Below are 18006 nucleotides of genomic sequence, written 5' to 3'. Positions count from 1 at the left end.
AGCTTATACCGAGGCCACTTTATATTATTGGTTTGAAGAGTTGTGCTGTGTTTTCCTTGAATTCAGATACCCGGTACGCCGGCCATCAGCCTGAAAAGAGGAGAACAAAGGCATGAACGCAGTGATGTCGATCCAACCCGGTAAACTGACCCGTCTGCCTGCACGACGGGGCGTAGCGATCCGGTTGAAACAGGGGCAATCCATCAAACTCATAAACACCCATGGCAAGCAGGTTGTGGACACTTGGGCCTTTAACCCGGCAGACCTCGCCGAAGCTATGTCGATGGAGCACAGCCGTGCGTTCTGGTTGAAGCTTAACCCAAGCGAGGGTGACAGCTTCCTCACCAACAAACGACAGAAAATCCTCACGCTCACCGAGGACACCACTCCCGGTGTGCACGACACGCTGGTCGCCGCGTGTGACCCGACCCGTTACGTGCAACTGGGGGTTGTCGGCCATCACGACAGTTGCAATGAAAACCTTTTTCTAGCCTTGGAAAACCTCGGCCTCAAGGTCCACGAAACACCTAGCCCCTTGAATCTCTTTATGAACGTTCCGGTTCATCAGGACGGATGCATCGAATTCGCCGCGCCAGTTAGTGAACCTGGGCAGTACGTCTGCCTTAAAGCTGAAATGGACGCTATTGTGGTCCTCTCTGCCTGTCCTCAGGACATTACGGCGGTTAATGGCATGCAGCCTCAGGATGTTCACTACAGCGTCAACTGATCTCAAAAAAACATGCTGGCGGGCGATGTCTGCCGGCGGGACACTGAACCCGTTGCCAGCACACAGTCAGGTGTCCGGAGAAAACCATGCGCAAAATCCCCCCACTCAATTCTGTGCGAGTGTTTGAGGCGGTAGCACGTCACCAGAGTTTTTCCGCGGCTGCCAATGAGCTTTCTGTCACGGTCGCGGCGGTAAGCCATCAGGTCCGACAACTGGAGGACGGGCTGGGGCAAAAACTTCTGGAAAGGGGCCGTACGGTCACCCTCACGTCCGCCGGAAAAGCGATCTACCCGCTGTTACGAGACGGTTTTGACCAAATTGCCCAAGCATTTGCCTTGATCGGTTCGCCAAAGGAGGGGGATGCCATTCAGTTGTCCACCACGCGCGCGTTCGCGGAGCGATGGTTGATGCCGCGACTGACGAAGTTCAACTCGATCTATCCAAACATAGTAGTGTCCATCCATGCCTCGGAGAAAGTCGTGGACCTGCGTTCCGAGACTGTCGATCTGGCGATTCGTTATGGCCCATTCGATGCCCATGCGATGGGGCCGGTGCTGTTCGAGGATCGATACATCGCGGTCGCGGACAAAAGTATCTGTCCGGCCAACCGTACTGCAACGATCAACGATTTTCATAATCGCTCGCTGCTGGCGTTCAAATGGAAGAATCAATCGCTCGAAGCGCCCTCGTGGTCAGCTTGGCTGGCTCAGGTGGAGCACGATTCATCGTGGGAATTTCGTATCTCCTGGTACAGCGAGGAAACCCTGGCGCTACATGCGGTTGAGCGCGGGATTGGGCCGCTGTTGTGCAGCAATGTATTGATTGACCATGAGCTTCGTTCTGGACAGATGCATCGACTGCAAGGTCCGAGTTTGCCTGGTTTCACCTACCACCTTATAGAAGACCACCACTGCAGTGCGCGCCGCAGCCTTTCGTTGTTCAGAAACTGGCTCCTGAGCGAAGCCAAATCATTCAGGGAAAATGCCCTGAATGATCTGGCAGGACAACCGTTGGCTGTCACTTCCTGAGTTAGCGCCATGGCGTGACTGATAGGCATTAGTCACAAAGGCGCGTTTCTATAGCCAGGCACGCACTGAGCAGTTGATCGTCGCGGCCTTGGGTCGTCGAAAATAAAGTCGACGTTGCAAGGCCAATGCTGTCCTTGCCGGACGGGATTGCCACACCCGGCATATCCAGCAGGCTGCCAATCATGGTGAGTGACAAGGTCTCGAGATTGACGCTCGCAAACAGTTCGTCGTCATTCGAAAGTGGCGCCATCGGCGGGGCGACGTGCTTGACCGTCGGCATGACCAGAATAGCGCCATCGAGCTCACGCTCCATGGCCGCCATCAGCTCCGTGCGCAGATGGCGGATCCTGGCTTCGCTCGCTGGATCGACCTCCTTGGCCGTGCGCAGACGATGGCGCACGCGCCTGTCCATCTGATGCCCCTGCGGACCTTCGACTATCGCTCCCAGCAGGCGCCAGGCTTCTATCGCACCCAGCCAGCCCTCGCGGGCAATGAGTTCTCTGGTGCGGGCAACCGCGAGAACCGGCCGACGCTCAACCTGTGCACCGGCTGCACGAAGCCGCTCCATCATCGAAACAAGGTTGTGCTGGACCACTGGCTGTAACGCCGGGTCAGACATCACACCGTCGTCGACCACAAAGCGAAGGCTTGAAAGGTTGGCAGCCTCGATGGCCACGTCTTTGAAGCCTCGCATCGCCGTATCCAGTGCAACGCAATCCGCCACGGTATGGGCGAAAGGGCCCAGGCTATCCAGCGTAATGGCGAGTGGGTGAAGGCCTTTCATGCTGTAACGACTCGTAGAAGCCTTGTACCCGACCAATCCATTGAATGCCGCCGGAATGCGGATCGAACCGGCAGTGTCGGTTCCGATGGCGCAGGTGACGATACCTCGTTGAACAGCGATGGCCGAGCCCGAGGAAGACCCGCCAGGAACGCGGCTCTCGCTGACCGCGACATCGCAGGTCGGTGTTCCGAAATGCGGATTCAGGCCAAGCCCGGAGTAAGCAAATTCCGTGAGGTTGGTTTTACCCAGCGGGATCATACCGAGTGCGGCGAGGGCTGCGATCACCTCCGCATCCTCGACCGCCATCGGAGCGTCGATCCGGGTGATGGAGCCGGCGGTTGTTCGACTACCGACGACATCCAGCAGATCCTTGACCGCATAGGGAATCCCGTCAAAAGGGCTCAAGGGAGCCCCTTGACGCCAACGCCTGGTCGACGCTTTCGCATCATTGAAAGCGCGCTGTTCAAGCACATCAATGAACACGTACGCCGAGTTTTTGATCGCCGCCAAGGCCGACTCGATCAACTTATCGGGTGTCGTCAGGCCTTGTCTCAATCGTTCAGCGGTTTGCATCATCGTGATCATGGTTTCTCCCATTTTGACGGCGGTACCTGGCAATCAGGCCGGCAAAAGCTGACGTTGGCGATCTTCAACCAACTGCCTGACCAGCACCGGAATTGCATCGAACGCATCGGCGATGGAGGCTTCGTGGCGGGCGTCGCCAAATTCCTGATAGTCGATGGAGATGACGTGGGTTTCGTTCACGCCCAGGTAGTGAGCACAGGTCTGGATGTGAGTGTCGAGGTGGTTCATCGCTTCGCGCACACCTCCCGGGCCAAATCCGAATTCACCCCGGGAAGATAAAATGACCAGCTTCTTGCCGTTCATGATCGGCTCCAGTGGGTAGTCGCCGCGGTCAAGATCAAAGGTGAAGGTCTTGCCAATGCGAATGACTTTGTCGAACCAGGACTTGAGGGCTGCCGGCATTCCGTAGTTGTACATCGGCGTACCCATGATGATGACGTCGGCGCGATCGATCTCATCGATCAACTCATCCGAGAGGCGGATCTCTTCGCGTTTTTCCGGCGTCATGTGCTCTTCGGGAGTAAAAACTGCGGCAATCCATGCCTCCGTCACGAACGGTGGAGGGTTGTGCCCAACGTCACGGACAATGACTTGCGTCTTGTCATCGCGATCAACCCAAGCCTCGACAAATGCCTGGGACAGTTTGCGGCTCAGGGAACGATCGGATCGTGCGCTAGCATCGATATGAAGAAGGGTGGTCATGTGAAACTTCCTTTGAACCTGAGGCGGAATTACCTCAATGGCTGCAACAAGTTGGCCACGACCATCGAGGGTGAGGCTATTGACATTAATTTTAGGTGCGTTAAATAAAACTCAATAAGCGAGTTTTATTTGTGGGCGTGGATGTCAACTTCGATTTTTAAAAGGAGGATGGACTGACTGTTCGCGGGGGCAATTGAGTAAAACTTAATGCGGTAATTTTGCTAAAGGGTCTTTTAGTTATTATCAATTACGTAAAAGAACAGACCTCGCTTTAATGGCTCGGGGCGATTCACGTGGTCGCCGGTCAGCGAGGAAAATAATAATGTCAACCCGTCGCAATTCTGAAAAAAGCGTAATCAACGAGGCCAATTATGATGCGCTGGGCATTGAGCCCGTGCCCGATAGCCATCGCACTTCAACGCCGCTGGACCAGTTCTGGATCTGGGCCGGGGCTAATGTCGCGCCTATCAACTGGGTGCTCGGTGCAATCGGTATCCAGCTGGGTTTGAGCCTGTGGGAAACCCTGCTGGTGATTGTCGTCGGCAACCTGTTGGGCGCGGCTCTGTTCGGCGGCATCTGCATCATGGGACACCGCACGGGCGTACCGCAAATGGTGCTTTCCCGGTTGGCGTTTGGCCGGCGCGGTGCCTACCTCCCCACCATCATGCAAGTGCTGATGCCTATGGGCTGGGTGGCCACCAACACCTGGATCGTTCTTGATCTTGCAGTGGCAGCCCTGGAAAAAATCGGTATCAGCGGTGGCATGGAACTCAAGTACGGGATCGCTTTGGCGGTCATGATTCTTCAGGTCGGCATTGCGGCATGGGGCTTTAACGCCATCAAGTGCTTCGAGCGCTACACCATGCCGGTGATTCTGTTGATCATGGTAGTAATGACCGTGCTGGCCTTCACCCATGTGGATATCCAGTGGCAGGCATCCACCACCGAGGGCTTCGGCAAGCTGTCGGCCATGAGCAGCCTGATGACGGCGATCGGGATCGGTTGGGGCATTTCATGGCTGGTATACGCCTCTGATTACACCCGCTTCACCCAGAGCAAACTGTCTGACGGCCAGGTGTTTCGGTCGACGTTCCTGGGCATGTTCCTGCCCACTGTATGGCTGGCCTTTCTGGGCGCTACCATTGCTTCCGCGGGCGGAGGTTCGGATCCTGCACAATTGATCATCGCGGTGTTCGGCACAATGGCGCTGCCGGTTCTGCTTGTGCTGTTGCATGGCCCGGTAGCCACCAACATCGTGGTCATTTATTCCGCAGCGCTGGCGACGTTGTCTCTGGATCTGCGTGTTCCACGCTGGGCGGTTTCGATGGTCTCGGGCGTGGTTGCGCTGTTCATGCTCTACCTGTTTCTGCAATCGGGCGAGTTTGTACATGCCTTTGAAAACCTGATGGTGTTCTTCGTGGTGTGGATCAGTCCTTGGGCTGGTATCACGCTGGTTGATTTTTTCCTGATTCGCCGTGGTCAGGTCGATTTGAAATCGCTGTATTGCCACCACTCCCAAAGTGCATGCGCTGATGTGAACTGGAGAGGCATATTTGCACTTGCAGTGGGAATACTTGCAGCCTGGTTATTTCAGGTCGGGACAATTAAATCACTGCAAGGCCCGCTCGCAATGGCATTGGACGGAATTGATTTGTCCTGGCTGGCAGGGTTTGGTGTGGGAGGGGGGATCTACTATTTATTGCATCGTTCACGGCGTACGGAAGTTGTCAGCTCTTCGGTGCTGGCTAAGTAAACTCAGTGTGTTCAATCATTAAACGATTAAAAAGGAAACTGCGTATGTCCCATCTTGAACAAACTAATGTGCTGAAAGCATTGAATGCTGGAACCGAGGTCGATGCATTCCTGGGTAATGTTGTGGAGATTGCGATCGTTACGCGTGATCACAAGCGCACAATGGATGGCTTGCTCAAGCTGGGGATCGGCCCGTGGCGGGTGTACACCTTCAGCCCGGAAAACACTGAAAACCAGACTTACCATGGCGAACCGGCCGAGTTTGTTCTTAAAGTCTGCTTCGCACAGTCCGGCAACATGGTCTGGGAGTTGATGGAGCCGGTCTCCGGTCCGACCATCTTTGCCGACTTCCTGGAGAAACATGGCGAAGGCATCCAGCACGTTGCCTACGACTGCAACAACATTCCGTTTGAGGATCGCATTACGGAGCTGACGCGACGCGGCTTCAAATGCGTGCAGTCCGGGTCATGGATGGGAGTGAATCATTTCGCGTTCTTCGGCACCGAGGCCGATACCACCACCGTATTTGAAACCTATGCATTTCCTTCGGACTGGGACTACCCGGAGCCCGAAGCGTGGTACCCGGCGCAAGCGTAAGACAACGCGCAAACGTCTTGGCGCCGATCTGGTGCCGGGGCGTTCGCTATGACCAATCGAAATGGGAGTGCAGCCATGAACAACGTAAGGATGGATAACATCAGTTGGGTCGACTATGAGCACCGCGTGCAATCGGGCTCGGTGGTCTTCCTGCCTATCGGTGCGACCGAACAGCACGGGCCTCATTTGCCTTTGGGCACCGATGCTTTGCTGGCCAGTGCGATCAGTGAAGATGTCGCCAGGGAAATCGACGGCATCGTCGCCCCAGCGCTTTCCTACGGCTATAAATCTCAGCCGAAATGTGGAGGAGGGCAGCACTTCTGCGGAACAACCAGCGTGGATGGGGCCACGCTGATCGCCATGGTAAGGGATGCCGTACGCGAGTTTCATCGTCATGGCGTGACGCGCCTGGTGCTGGTGATCGGTCATTACGAAAACCAGTGGTTTGTCACTGAGGGTATTGAACTGGCCATGCGCGATATCGGTCCGAATGCCGGACTGGAGGTCATGCGCCTCGAACACTGGGAGTTCGTGAAATCACAGACGCTCGACAGAATCTTTCCGGACGGTTTTCCGGGGATTGCGCTGGAACATGCAGCGGTCATCGAAACATCGATGATGCTGCATTACTACCCGCAGTTGGTATTCCTTGACCAAATTCCTGATCACGGACCGGCGCAGTTCCCGGTTTACGACATGTACCCCGCGCGGACTGAATGGGTGCCAGCCAGTGGGGTACTGTCGTCTGCGCTGGACTCAAGCGCGGACAAAGGACGGTGGCTGGTGGATGATGTGATCAGTGGAATCGCCAAGGCGGTACGATTCGAGTTCGGGCTTGATTCGATTCAGGGCCAGGCGACTTTCAATGTCGCGACACCTTGATGCAATCGAGAAATCAACTGACGGGTACGGCCTTGCAATTGATTGTTCAAGAGCCAGGTTTTTGGAAAGGCTCCAGCGCGACTGGTCGCGAGAGTCGGCCTTTTCTGGCTTATGGACGGCTTGGAATACTTCCACGGTTTCAACGCCGATAAGGCCACGCAGGCAGGACCAAGGAACCTCAAATAGCTGATAAGTGATGAAGATGCTCGCGAATGCAGCCGCTATTCGGCAACGTCTGCAAATACAGCCTCGATGTTTGCTAGGGAGGTTGAGTTTTGACGAGCAAGCGGGATGTAACGGGTGACACACCAGGACAAGTATTGCTTCAGCAATCGTAGGTACTGGTCACGAGTACGCGGATCGATCTGCGGAAAAGGTGCCGTCGCAGCTGTGCCGATTCGGGCGATCAGATTATCGGCGTGACGGCCGCTTTGGAGCCAGATGGCGTAACCATCCAGCAAAGCCAAAATCGCCTCAAAGTTGCAGGCCAAGATGGCCTCATCGATATCCAGATCTCTGGTATTGGCATAGGTATAGAAAGCCTGGATCGCGCGCAGATGTGCCGCCGCAGTGTTGTAAGCGCGGTATCTGAGCTTGAGTTGAACGTAGATGAACGGGACAAGCATGGGCAATGGCGCCGCATCTCCGGTCTGCACGAGCAGCGGTACACGCTGACCGGAAGAGTAACGGCACTGAATCAGCTTCATCGACAGCCACCTCATTCAATGTCTCACCATGAACACGAAGTACATGGCCCGTTGAGAGCGTGGACGTCAGAAGCAGGTTTGTCGAATCAGTGGCTTAGGCAGCTCATGAACATCTATGACATGACCTGTAGTTTAACATAATATACATTACACGTAATACGATATAGCCAGATTGGCCCAGACTCACACAGATCTTGAAGCAAGGAACCCCCTCATCCTCGCGTCAGCCTTTCGATCAATGCCCAATGCTCAGGAAACTGCTGACCGAGCTTTTGCCGGTCACCCATTTCCATATCCGCGAAATCAAAGCCTGGCGTAACCGCTTCACTGATCAAGCCGAATCCTGCTGCGCCGTGCATCACCTGCGAAGCTTTCCAGATGCCACCGGGCACATGCAGTTGCAAGCATTGTCCGGCGAGAACGTCTTGACCCATCACAATGGTTTTCAATGTGCCGTCCGGAAAAATCAGCGTGTACTGAATCGGATCGCCCAGATGATAGTAATGAACGATGTCTGACCGGTTCAGATGGAAATGACCTATTGGAGCGTCCTGGGTCAGCAGATAGAAAATCGACGTCATGCAATGCCGTTGGCCAGCGGACGTCAGAATCATGTTCTGGTCGTCCGACTGGTAGGTTCTGCGAAAGAAACCACCTTCGATATGGGGCTCAAGCTCCAGGGACTTGATCAGATCTGCAATTTTCGTGGTACTTGGATTCATTTTGTCTCCCTGTCTTTAAATCGCAACTTTATTAGCATAATCGAAGCATTTGCCAACATAACTCGACTAAATAGTGCTTTAGTCGAGTTAGCCTTCATACGGATCCTGCCCCCTCCAGTGTCTGGCCTGTTGTGTATTACAGTGTATCGGCGTGACACCTCGATACACAGACTTTCATCCGTCCTGCAATTGGACACAGGCCAGATACGTTGCCGCGCTCAAATGCAGGCAAGGTTTGAAGGGGTTCGGACGGAACCCCTGACCCACGGCTGGTAATGGAGACATCCCATGAAGATGGCACTGCGCAACAGCAAATCCGGCAAGACTCGCCGCCACCTGGTCGGCCCTTCGATCCTCGCGCTGACGCTGTTCGGCGTGCTCGGTGCGGCTCACGCGCAAACGGCCGCCACCGCGCAGCCAGCCGTGGCCCCTGCCGGTACCACCCAGGCGGCGCCCTCGCCCTTCGGCCCGCTCAAGCATGTCAACGCCGGGCTGCTGGACGTGGCGTACGCAGAAACAGGCCCGGCCAACGGGCCGGTGGTGATCCTGCTGCACGGCTGGCCGTACGACATTCATAGCTATGATGAGGTTGCGCCGTTGCTGGCCGCCAAGGGTTATCGGGTGCTGATGCCCTATGCCCGGGGTTATGGTGATACGCATTTCCTGTCCGACAAAACCCTGCGCAATGGCCAACCGGCTGCACTGGCCAGTGATGTCATCGACTTCATGGATGCCCTGAAGATCAAGCAAGCGGTGCTCGGTGGCTACGACTGGGGTGCGCGTTCGGCCGGCATTGTCTCGGCACTGTGGCCGGAACGGGTCAAGGCGCTGGTTTCGGTCAGCGGTTATCTGATCGGCAACCAGGCGGCCGGCAAGAACCCGCTGCCGCCCAAGGCGGAATTGCAGTGGTGGTATCAGTTCTACTTCGCCACTGACCGTGGTCGCGCCGGTTACGAGAAGAACACCCATGACTTCGCCAAGCTGATCTGGCAACTGGCCTCGCCGAAATGGGCGTTCGATGACGCCACCTTCGACCGCAGCGCCAAGGCGCTGGACAACCCCGACCATGTCGACATCACTGTGTTCAACTACCGCTGGCGCCTGGGCCTGGTCCAGGGCGAAAGTCGATACGAAGCGTTGGAGCAGAAACTGGCCACGGCGCCGTCCATCAGCGTGCCGACCATCACCCTTGAAGGCGATGCCAACGGCGCACCGCACCCGGCGCCTGAAGACTATGCCAAGCGCTTCACCGGCAAATACGAGTTCCGGTTGATCAATGGTGGCATCGGCCACAATCTGCCGCAGGAAGATCCGCAGGCGTTCGCCAAGGCGGTGATTGATGCCGATCATCTTTGAGGTCGATCTGAGGCCCTCGCGCCTGCGCTGAACTGCACTGGGGTAAAGGATGAGCTATCTTGAGAGCGAATCACCTGCATTCGGTGACTGCCGACAAGTAAGGACGCTTCATGAATCGTTTACCCCGGTGTCATGCCCTCCTCGCCTTGACTTTCGCCAGTACGGTCACAGCCGTAGGCCTGTTGAGTACACCGGGTTACGCAGCGCAAGCCACTGTTGCCGCTCCGGTCGCCAGCCCTGTCTCAGGCCCTGTCGCCGGCACCAAAGTAACCGAACCGTATGTGCGCATGATGGCGCGCGAGGCGTATTTCTGGGCCTGGCCGATGGCCAACATCTTCAATCGTCGCCAGGCCTTCAAGAACTTGCCGGAACCCGGCTTGATGGGCGGCATCGTACCCGTGGCCCCGATCAATCGGCTGTCGATGCTCAGCGACTACATCGACCCGGCCGAGCGGCTGGTGGCCTGTCCGAACCAGGACGTGGTGTACGGCGCCGGCAGCATCGCCCTGGACATTGAGCCGGTGGTGCTGCAAGTGCCGGACTTCGACGGCCGATTCTGGGTGTATCAGGTGGTGGACCTGCGTTCGGACAGCTTCGCCGAGATGGGCAAAATGTATAACACCCAACCGGGTTTCTACCTGTTGGTCGGCCCGGACTGGAACGGCAAGGTACCGCCCGGCATCAAGCGGGTGTACCGGGCGCGTACGAACACCGGGTTCGTGATCCCACGGGTATTCCAGGACGACACCGCCGCCGATCGTCAGGCCGTGCAGCCGGCTTTGTCGGGCATCGACATGTACCCGCTGTCGCAATACGACGGCAAGATGAAGAAGCGCAACTGGGCCAAGCTGCCGAAATTCCCGGCCCAGGCTTCTGAAGGCAATGCCGAAACCAGGTGGGTGGTGCCGGAGAAGTTCTTCGATGAACTGCCGGTCCTGCTCAAGGACGCCAAGCCATTGCCGGGGGAAGAAGCCCGCTACGCGCAAATGGCCGCCCTCGCGGCCATCGCCAAGGCCGACCCGCAACTTCGCGCTGCGATGATCGACGAGGCGAAAAAGGCCGACAGCGAAGTGATCGACCCGCTGTTGCAGTTCCGCAACTACGGTCTGCAATTGCCCAATCACTGGAGCACCGTGAGCAACGGTGCAGCGTTCGGCACCGACTATTTCACCCGTACCGCCGTCGCGCGTTCGAACATATTCGTGAACCAGCAGAAAGAGACCAAGTACTTCTACCAGGACCTGGATGAGAACGGCCTGCGCCTCAACGGCCGGTACGGCTACAGCGTCACGTTCGCCAAAGGCAAGCTGCCGCCAGTCAGGGGGTTCTGGTCGCTGACGCTGTACAACGAACAGCACTTCTTCTCGCCTAATGAGCTCAAGCGTTACTCCATCGGCACCAAGAACAAATCCCTGCAAACCAATCCTGACGGCTCGCTGACCATTTACGTGCAAAGTGAATCACCGGGCAAGGACAAGGAAAGCAACTGGCTGCCCTCGCCCAAAGGTGCCGAATTCTCGCTGTACATCCGCGCCTACTGGCCGCAAGCCGATGTCCTCGACGGCGACTGGACCCCACCGGCGGTGGTGAAAACCAAATGAACAGGACCTGAAAAAATGAGCGCCCGGGTGGCGCTCATTTCATTTTGGCGGCATGGAAACCCCCTAAACCCTGTGGGAGCGAGCTTGCTCGCGATGGCGGAGTGTCAGCCGGCATCAATGCTGGATGTGCCGACCTTATCGCGATCAAGCTCGCTCCCACAGGTTTCAGTGGCGCCCACAAATGCTTGTCACACCACAAAACAAAGGTGGGAGCGAGCTTGCTCGCGATGGCGGAGTGTCAGCCGGCATCAATGCTGGATGTGCCGGCCTTATCGCGAGCAAGCTCGCTCCCACAGGTTTCAGTGGCGCCCACAAATGCTTGTCACACCACAAGACAAAGGTGGGAGCGAGCTTGCTCGCGATGGCGGAGTGTCAGCCGGCATCAATGCTGGATGTGCCGGCCTTATCGCGAGCAAGCTCGCTCCCACAGGTTTCAGTGACGCCCACAAATGCTTGTCACACCACAAGACAAAGGTGGGAGCGAGCTTGCTCGCGATGGCGGAGTGTCAGCCGGTATCAATGCTGGACGTGCCGGCCTCATCGCGAGCAAGCTCGCTCCCACAGGTTTCAGTGGCGCCCACAAATGCTTGTCACACCACAAAACAAGGGTGGGAGCGAGCTTGCTCGCGATGGTGGAGTGTCAGCCGATATCAATGTTGGACGTGCCGGTCTCATCGCGAGCAAGCTCGCTCCCACAGGACACGACGGCTGGCTTCGCGCTCCGCCGGTATACGCCAAAACACGACTTTTGCTACGAGTAATGGATCTCACTCAAGTCGATCGACACCAGCAACGCCTCCTTGTTGACCTGCCCATCGATCTTGCGTCGATAGGCTTGCCGCTTGCCCGGCATGCGCAATCCGTCGGCTTCGACGTAGTCACCAACCAGTTGGGCAGCGGGCATGCCGCCGCTCACATCGACGTTGTAGTCGTGGCGGCGCAGCAGAAAGTCATCGCCGAAATAGAAGTCCTGGATGGTGCTGTGGGTTGCGATGCTGTCGGGAAAGTGCACCCGCAAATGCCGCCAGAGTTCGGCCCCCTCTTGCAGTGGCTCGATTTCCTCGCAGGTTACGCCCGGCAAGGTGAACAGGAAGGGCATGGTCAGGTAGGACCACATCGCATAGCCGTTGAAGTAGGCCCGGTGCAACGGGTCCCACGCCGTGTGTTCCCCATGGCCCTTGAAGGATGCCCGGGGCGCATGGCGCTCGGCAATCACCTTGCCCGCGGTATTCTCGATGGCGATTCGGTTCGGCGTATAGGCCGTGAATTGCTCCGGTGCGCCGAAGGGTTTCACCGAGGCTCTTTGTTCATGCAACCACGCGGTCATCTGGCGTGGCGCGCTGTCCTGGGTCAACCCTTTCATGCCCCAGAGCGAGCCGCCGGTGACGATCGTGGCGCAGACCTTATTGAAACTGTTCCAGCGCACCAGGCCGCCATGGGCGGCAAGCACCTGGTCCAGCAGTTCTCGATCCTGTGCAGACATGATTGCGTCCCCTCCTCGGCCGGCAGCGCTTGCCTCATTACCAGAATAATCGATAGCCGGCGGCTTGCAGGGCCGTGCCGATGGACAGCCCAATTGGGGTTCTAGCGCACTTTGCGCACCAGGCATCAAAGACAGCACACCGATTCAATATTCCCGACCCGATCTACGTAACCATGACCACCTCACTCCCCCCCGTAAGGACAGTGTCATGGCCATTGCAAAGGCAGAACCTGGCATAACCCTGCCCCTTTGGTGACCCATTGATGATCCTTTCCCTGCAAGACTTCAGGGCGCCTATTGCCCTGTTTTTCTGCCTGCTGGCCAACCACGCACCGGCCGAGGAATCGGTGCAAGGCGCAGAAGGATTTTTCGAGGGCTCGACCCTTGGCGTGCTCAGTCGAAACTTTTATCTGAACAGCGACTATCGATCCCCCTCACCGACCGGAAAAAACTACAAAGCCGAATGGGCTCAAGGTTTTATCAGCGCTTTTGAATCCGGTTTCACGCCGGGCACAGTTGGTTTCGGTCTCGATGCCCATGCCTTTGCTGGATTGAAACTCGACGGTGGCAAAGGCCATTCCGGAACCGGTCTGCTGCCCGTGGGCAGTGACGGTCGTAGCGAAAGCAATTACTCCAGCGGTGGTGGCGCGATCAAGCTCAAGGCATCGAACACCACCCTGGCGTTTGGCGAAATGGAGGTCGAATCCCCGGTGTTCGATACCGCGGACAAACGCCTGCAGCCGGAGTACGCCACAGGTTTTCTGCTCAACAGCCGCGAAATCGACGGCATGAACCTGCAAGCCGGTCACTTCACGGCATTCAAGAATCAGGACAGTGCTTCAGGCAAGGGCAACTTTTTCGGTTATGGCGCCAATACCGAGGCCGGCGGCATTTCATTTGTCGGCGCTGATCTGTTTACCCAAAGCCCGGTTGGCGGCGCCCTGTATGCCTCGGATCTGACCGACACCTGGCATCAGTACTACGGCAACCTGCACTTCAAGCAGTCCGGGGTGTTCCTCGACGCCAACCTCTATCACACCAGGGACACTGGTCAGGCGCTGGCCGGCGCCATCGACAACACGGCGTACAGCCTGTCCGGTAAATACGCGCTGGGCGCCCATGGTTTCACCCTGGCGTACCAGAAAGTCGACGGTGATACGCCATTCGATTTCGTCGGTGGCGATTCCATCTATCTGGCCAACTCGATCAAGTACGCCGACTTCAACGGCGCCCACGAACGCTCCTGGCAGGTTCGTTATGACCTGGACCTGACTGCCTTCGGGATACCCGGCCTGAAGTTCATGACCCGCTACGTCACCGGCGACCAGATCGACGGCACCCATGCACCACAAGGCGGGGCCTACAACCCGTTCGAACCGGCGACCGGCACCTTCGTGCCGCAACAAGGTGCCGGGGGCAGACACTGGGAGCGCGACATCGACCTGCACTACGTCGTGCAGTCCGGGGCGGCCAAGGGTTTGTCGCTGCAACTGTCCCATGTGTCGCACCGGGCGAACGCGGCCCAGGCCGGCGATGACATCGACCGGGTGTACGTGGTCATCCAGTACCCGTTGAACTTCGGGCCGTTCTGAGCGGAAAGTGGCGGAAGGCAGCCGGAGTCGAACCTGCCCGGGAACGGATGCCGTCCCCAACCGGGTTTGAAGCCCGGCCGCGCCACCGGGCGCGATTGCCTTCCTTGAATGATTGCCTCTGAATCAAAGCTCATTTCGCTGGGCCAGCGCACTGTCCAGGCGAATCTGCCGACGATCGCCAAAGCGCCGGGTCAGGCCGACACGGTCAAAATACTCCAGTATCTGAATGCTGCGCTTGCGCCCCAGGCCCACCGCATCACGAAACGCCGTCACCTGAATCACCGGGTTGGCGTCCGCCAGTTGCAACAGCATAGCCGCCAATCGGCGAATCATGCTGTCGGTGTAAAACAGGTCGCGTACCACCTGGTGCAATAAGCCCAGGCGCGTCATCTTGCGTAGCAATGCGCGGACGCTGGCTTCGTCATGTCCCAGGTTGCGCACCCAGGGCGGGTCGAATCCGGCCTGTTCGAATAGCGGCTGCAATTGTAGCCACAGGGTTTCGTCCTCTTCGCTCAAACGCACCTGATGTTCGGGCAGGTGCAACCACGGGCCACTGCTGGCGATGTCGCCGCTGGCCAACAACTCGTCGAGCAGGCTGATAAACGTTGGGCGTTCCAGCGAGCTGCCGATGAATCGACGCAAGCGATCCCGGTCCGGCCCCATCTGATCCGGTTCGAGTTGATGGAAATGCGCGAGCTGATCCACTAAGGGCGCTTTCAAGGATTCCCAGCGACTTGCACTGAACAGCAATGGGCCTTGACGGGTATCGATCAGGCGCACGTCAGCGGGCAACACCCAACTGCTGCGCGGTCGGTTGAACTGCCGCTCCAGACGCTGCGGATCGAGTCCGGTGTCGCTGTGGGCCAGCAACGCCGGCAAAACATCTTCCAGCCCGGCACTGTTCGCCAGCGCACCCAGTTGAGCCAGACGTTCGGGGCTGCGGCGTTGCCGATCTGGGGCAAACGGATCGAGCACCCGGCCGCCGCCCAGCGTTCGTTGGGCACTCTGGTCACGCAGGATCAGCGGATCACCCTTCACTGCATGCACCGCTGTGTTTAGCAGCAGTTGCGCAAACATCCGGCCACCGGGTGCCAGGCTGGTGCCTTCCAGCAAGGCGACGCGCCCGGTCACGTCCTGGGTGCCGAGGTGCACGTGCACCGGTTGAAAGTGTTCGAAAGCCCGGGGTTCGCCGGCCAGCAGTTGCATGTCGATGTCCAGGCGCCGGGTAGGCGCGTACAAGCTCTCGGCCAGCAACCAGTGGCCGCGATGGATGTGTTCCAGAGCCAGCCGTTCGGCACTCAGGTTCAAGGCCACGCGCTGGCCGGCGAAAGCGTGGTCGGCGGCCTGGTTTTGCGCGTGCAGGCCGCGAATGCGCACCGGTTTGCCCTGTGGTCCCAACAGCAGGGTATTGCCCACCGCGACCTGGCCGGACAGTGCCGTGCCGGTCACCACGATACCGGCCCCGGCCACGCTGAAAGCCCGATCGATCGCCAGGCGAAAACCGCCTTCAGTGCTGCGCTGCTGTACTTCACGCTGGGCTTGCAGCAATTGTTGGCGCAGGGTTTCGATGCCCTCGCCGGTCACGCTCGACAGCGCAATCAGCGGCGCATCGGCATACGCTCCGGGCGCCAGCAAGGTACGGACCTGCTCACGCACGATCTGTACCCGGGCACTGTCGACCCGGTCGCACTTACTGATCGCCACCAGTGCCCGGGGGATGCCCAGCAACTGGACAATCGCCAGGTGCTCGCGGGTCTGCGGCATCACCCCGTCATCGGCGGCCACCACCAGCAACACCAGATCGATGCCCTGCGCTCCGGCCAGCATGTTGTGGGTGAAGCGCTCATGGCCGGGAACGTCGATGAACCCGGTCAGCTGCGCATCCGCCTCCAGCTCGGCATACAGGTAGCCAAGGTCGATGGTCATGCCGCGCTCACGCTCTTCGCGGCGCCGGTCACCCGCCTGACCGGTCAGCGCCTGGAGCAGCGCTGTCTTGCCATGGTCGATATGCCCTGCGGTGCCGACAATCACCCTGCCCGGCCCTCCACGTGTAATTGTTCGAGTTGCGCCAGCCATGCCGGCTCGTCGTCCAGTTGCCGCAGGTCCAGCCACAGGGCGTCATCGTCGATGCGCCCCAGGACCGCAATCGGCAAGTCGCGAAAGGCTTCTTCCAGCGTCAACAGCGAGCGCCCGCGCAAGCGCTTGGACGTCAGCGGGCGCAGACACAGCGCTGCGCTGGCCAGCCTCGCCACCGGTTGGCTGCCGCTGCCGATCATGCCCAGTGCCGGCATGGCACTGACGCTCCAGCCGTCACCCAGCACTTGGGCAAGCGCCGGCCGCAAACGCTCGGCCTGGGCGAGAATCTCGGCCTGTGGCCGGGTCAACAGGCGCAGGCTCGGCAAACGCTCGGCCAGTCGGTCCGGGTTTCGGTACAAACCCAGCACCGCTTCCAGGGCCGCCAGGGTCATTTTGTCGACCCGCAGTGCCCGCTTGAGCGGGTTTTTCTTGATCCTGGCGATCAATTCCTTGCGGCCGACAATCAACCCGGCCTGTGGTCCGCCGAGCAGTTTGTCGCCACTGAAGGTGACGATGTCCGCGCCATCGAGCAGGGCCTCGCGCACCGTCGGCTCTGCCGGCAAACCCCAGCGGGTCAAGTCCAGCAGACTGCCGCTGCCGAGATCTTCGAGCAATGGCAGTCCATGTTGGTGGGCAATTTGCGCCAGTTCAGCCGTCGCCACACTCGTGGTGAAGCCTTGAATGCTGTAGTTGCTTGCATGCACGCGCATGATCAAGCCGCTGCGCGGGCCGATGGCAGTCTCGTAGTCGCGGGCATGGGTGCGGTTGGTAGTGCCGACCTCAACCAGCTTCACCCCGGCGCGGGCCATGATGTCGGGAATGCGGAAGGCACCGCCGATTTCAATGAGTTCGCCCCGGGAAATAATCCCTTCCTTGCGTGCGCCCAGGCTGTTGAGGGTCAAGAGCACCGCTGCGGCATTGTTGTTGACCACGGTCACCGCTTCGGCGCCGGTCAATTCGCGGATCAAGCCTTCGATCAGGTCGTCGCGATCTCCGCGCTTGCCGCTGCGCAGGTCGAACTCGAGGTTGAGCGGATAGCGCGCGGCCATTTGCACCGCTTCAATCGCTTCCTCGGGCAACAGCGCCCGGCCGAGATTGGTGTGCAAGACCGTGCCGGTGAGGTTGAACACTCGACGCACATGGCTGCGATGTTCGGTTGCCAACCGCTCGCCGACCCTGCCCGCCAGCACGTCGGCGCTGACTTCCACAGGTTCGAGCAAACCCTGCCGTACGCCTTCGCGCAGTTCATCCAGCAATAGCCGCAAGGCGCCCAGCAAGGCGTCGCGTCCATAGCGCTCGGCCAACGGCCGGCACGCCGGATGACGCAACAAACTGTCGATGGAAGGTAGACGCAAGGGTTGGCTGGCACTGCGTGCAGACATCTGGCGCTCCTGAAAACGAATGACCCTCGC

The 18006-nt window shown here is 58.6% G+C and carries 15 protein-coding genes and 1 tRNA gene; 8 read left to right on the top strand and 8 right to left on the bottom strand.

What is annotated here, in order from left to right; all coding sequences use genetic code 11:
• Positions 1 to 112 precede the first annotated feature (112 nt).
• Positions 113 to 727: a DUF1989 domain-containing protein gene (locus tag PSJE_RS02840; protein ID WP_079246752.1), complete on the top strand. Its 615-nt coding sequence runs from the start codon at positions 113 to 115 to the stop codon at positions 725 to 727.
• A gap of 86 nt (positions 728 to 813) precedes the next feature.
• The gene (locus tag PSJE_RS02835; RefSeq protein WP_090455223.1) at positions 814 to 1755 is read left to right on the top strand and encodes a LysR family transcriptional regulator; all 942 of its coding nucleotides are present in this window, start codon (positions 814 to 816) and stop codon (positions 1753 to 1755) included.
• 28 nt (positions 1756 to 1783) lie between these two features.
• On the opposite strand, the gene PSJE_RS02830 is transcribed toward PSJE_RS02835, so the two are convergent.
• Both PSJE_RS02830 and PSJE_RS02825 read right to left on the bottom strand, forming a co-directional pair.
• Positions 1784 to 3124: an amidase family protein gene (locus tag PSJE_RS02830; protein WP_090455224.1), complete on the bottom strand. Its 1341-nt coding sequence runs from the start codon at positions 3122 to 3124 to the stop codon at positions 1784 to 1786.
• Between the two features lie 33 nt (positions 3125 to 3157).
• Positions 3158 to 3826, bottom strand: coding sequence for an FMN-dependent NADH-azoreductase (locus tag PSJE_RS02825; RefSeq protein WP_057714838.1), 669 nt, complete (start codon positions 3824 to 3826; stop codon positions 3158 to 3160).
• A 322-nt stretch (positions 3827 to 4148) separates the two neighbouring features.
• On the opposite strand from PSJE_RS02825, the gene PSJE_RS02820 reads away from it, so the two are divergent.
• From PSJE_RS02820 to PSJE_RS02810, 3 genes are all read left to right on the top strand, one after another.
• Positions 4149 to 5579 (top strand): purine-cytosine permease family protein, encoded by a 1431-nt coding sequence (locus PSJE_RS02820; protein ID WP_090455226.1) that lies wholly within the window; start codon positions 4149 to 4151, stop codon positions 5577 to 5579.
• Between the two features lie 44 nt (positions 5580 to 5623).
• Positions 5624 to 6175, top strand: a complete 552-nt coding sequence (locus tag PSJE_RS02815) for a VOC family protein (protein ID WP_057714836.1) — start codon at positions 5624 to 5626, stop codon at positions 6173 to 6175.
• Between the two features lie 75 nt (positions 6176 to 6250).
• Positions 6251 to 7057, top strand: a complete 807-nt coding sequence (locus PSJE_RS02810) for a creatininase (protein WP_090455228.1) — start codon at positions 6251 to 6253, stop codon at positions 7055 to 7057.
• Between the two features lie 221 nt (positions 7058 to 7278).
• Here PSJE_RS02810 and PSJE_RS02805 read toward each other — a convergent pair whose 3' ends face one another.
• Both PSJE_RS02805 and PSJE_RS02800 read right to left on the bottom strand, forming a co-directional pair.
• Positions 7279 to 7764, bottom strand: coding sequence for a hypothetical protein (locus tag PSJE_RS02805; protein ID WP_224795384.1), 486 nt, complete (start codon positions 7762 to 7764; stop codon positions 7279 to 7281).
• Positions 7765 to 7976: 212 nt separating this feature from the next.
• Positions 7977 to 8486 carry a cupin domain-containing protein gene (locus tag PSJE_RS02800; protein ID WP_090455230.1) on the bottom strand — a complete coding sequence of 170 codons (510 nt, stop codon included), beginning with the start codon at positions 8484 to 8486 and terminating at the stop codon, positions 7977 to 7979.
• A gap of 288 nt (positions 8487 to 8774) precedes the next feature.
• Here PSJE_RS02800 and PSJE_RS02795 point away from each other — a divergent pair, with 288 nt between their 5' ends.
• Both PSJE_RS02795 and PSJE_RS02790 read left to right on the top strand, forming a co-directional pair.
• Positions 8775 to 9842, top strand: a complete 1068-nt coding sequence (locus tag PSJE_RS02795; RefSeq protein ID WP_090455232.1) for an alpha/beta fold hydrolase — start codon at positions 8775 to 8777, stop codon at positions 9840 to 9842.
• 110 nt (positions 9843 to 9952) lie between these two features.
• Positions 9953 to 11443 (top strand): DUF1254 domain-containing protein, encoded by a 1491-nt coding sequence (locus PSJE_RS02790; protein ID WP_090455234.1) that lies wholly within the window; start codon positions 9953 to 9955, stop codon positions 11441 to 11443.
• Between the two features lie 751 nt (positions 11444 to 12194).
• Here PSJE_RS02790 and PSJE_RS02785 read toward each other — a convergent pair.
• Positions 12195 to 12926 (bottom strand): hypothetical protein, encoded by a 732-nt coding sequence (locus PSJE_RS02785; RefSeq protein WP_090455236.1) that lies wholly within the window; start codon positions 12924 to 12926, stop codon positions 12195 to 12197.
• A 263-nt stretch (positions 12927 to 13189) separates the two neighbouring features.
• Here PSJE_RS02785 and PSJE_RS02780 point away from each other — a divergent pair, with 263 nt between their 5' ends.
• Entirely contained in the window at positions 13190 to 14518 is a 1329-nt protein-coding gene (locus tag PSJE_RS02780) for an OprD family porin (protein WP_090455237.1), read from the top strand.
• A gap of 8 nt (positions 14519 to 14526) precedes the next feature.
• On the opposite strand, the gene PSJE_RS02775 is transcribed toward PSJE_RS02780, so the two are convergent.
• The 3 genes from PSJE_RS02775 to selA all read right to left on the bottom strand — a co-directional run bounded on the left by PSJE_RS02775 (position 14527) and on the right by selA (position 17976).
• Positions 14527 to 14622 (bottom strand) — tRNA-Sec (locus PSJE_RS02775).
• Positions 14623 to 14641: 19 nt separating this feature from the next.
• Positions 14642 to 16549, bottom strand: a complete 1908-nt coding sequence (gene selB, locus PSJE_RS02770) for a selenocysteine-specific translation elongation factor (RefSeq protein ID WP_090455239.1) — start codon at positions 16547 to 16549, stop codon at positions 14642 to 14644.
• Complete coding sequence (gene selA / locus PSJE_RS02765) at positions 16546 to 17976, bottom strand: L-seryl-tRNA(Sec) selenium transferase (protein WP_090455241.1); 1431 nt, start codon at positions 17974 to 17976, stop codon at positions 16546 to 16548. Before selA ends, selB begins: the two co-directional genes overlap by 4 nt.
• Between the last annotated feature and the right edge of the window lie 30 nt (positions 17977 to 18006).

The organism is Pseudomonas jessenii (assembly GCF_002236115.1).
GTDB classification, from domain to species: domain Bacteria; phylum Pseudomonadota; class Gammaproteobacteria; order Pseudomonadales; family Pseudomonadaceae; genus Aquipseudomonas; species Aquipseudomonas jessenii.
The sequence above is the reverse complement of the archived record's forward strand: the minus strand, read 5'-3'. Positions and strand labels throughout refer to the sequence as shown.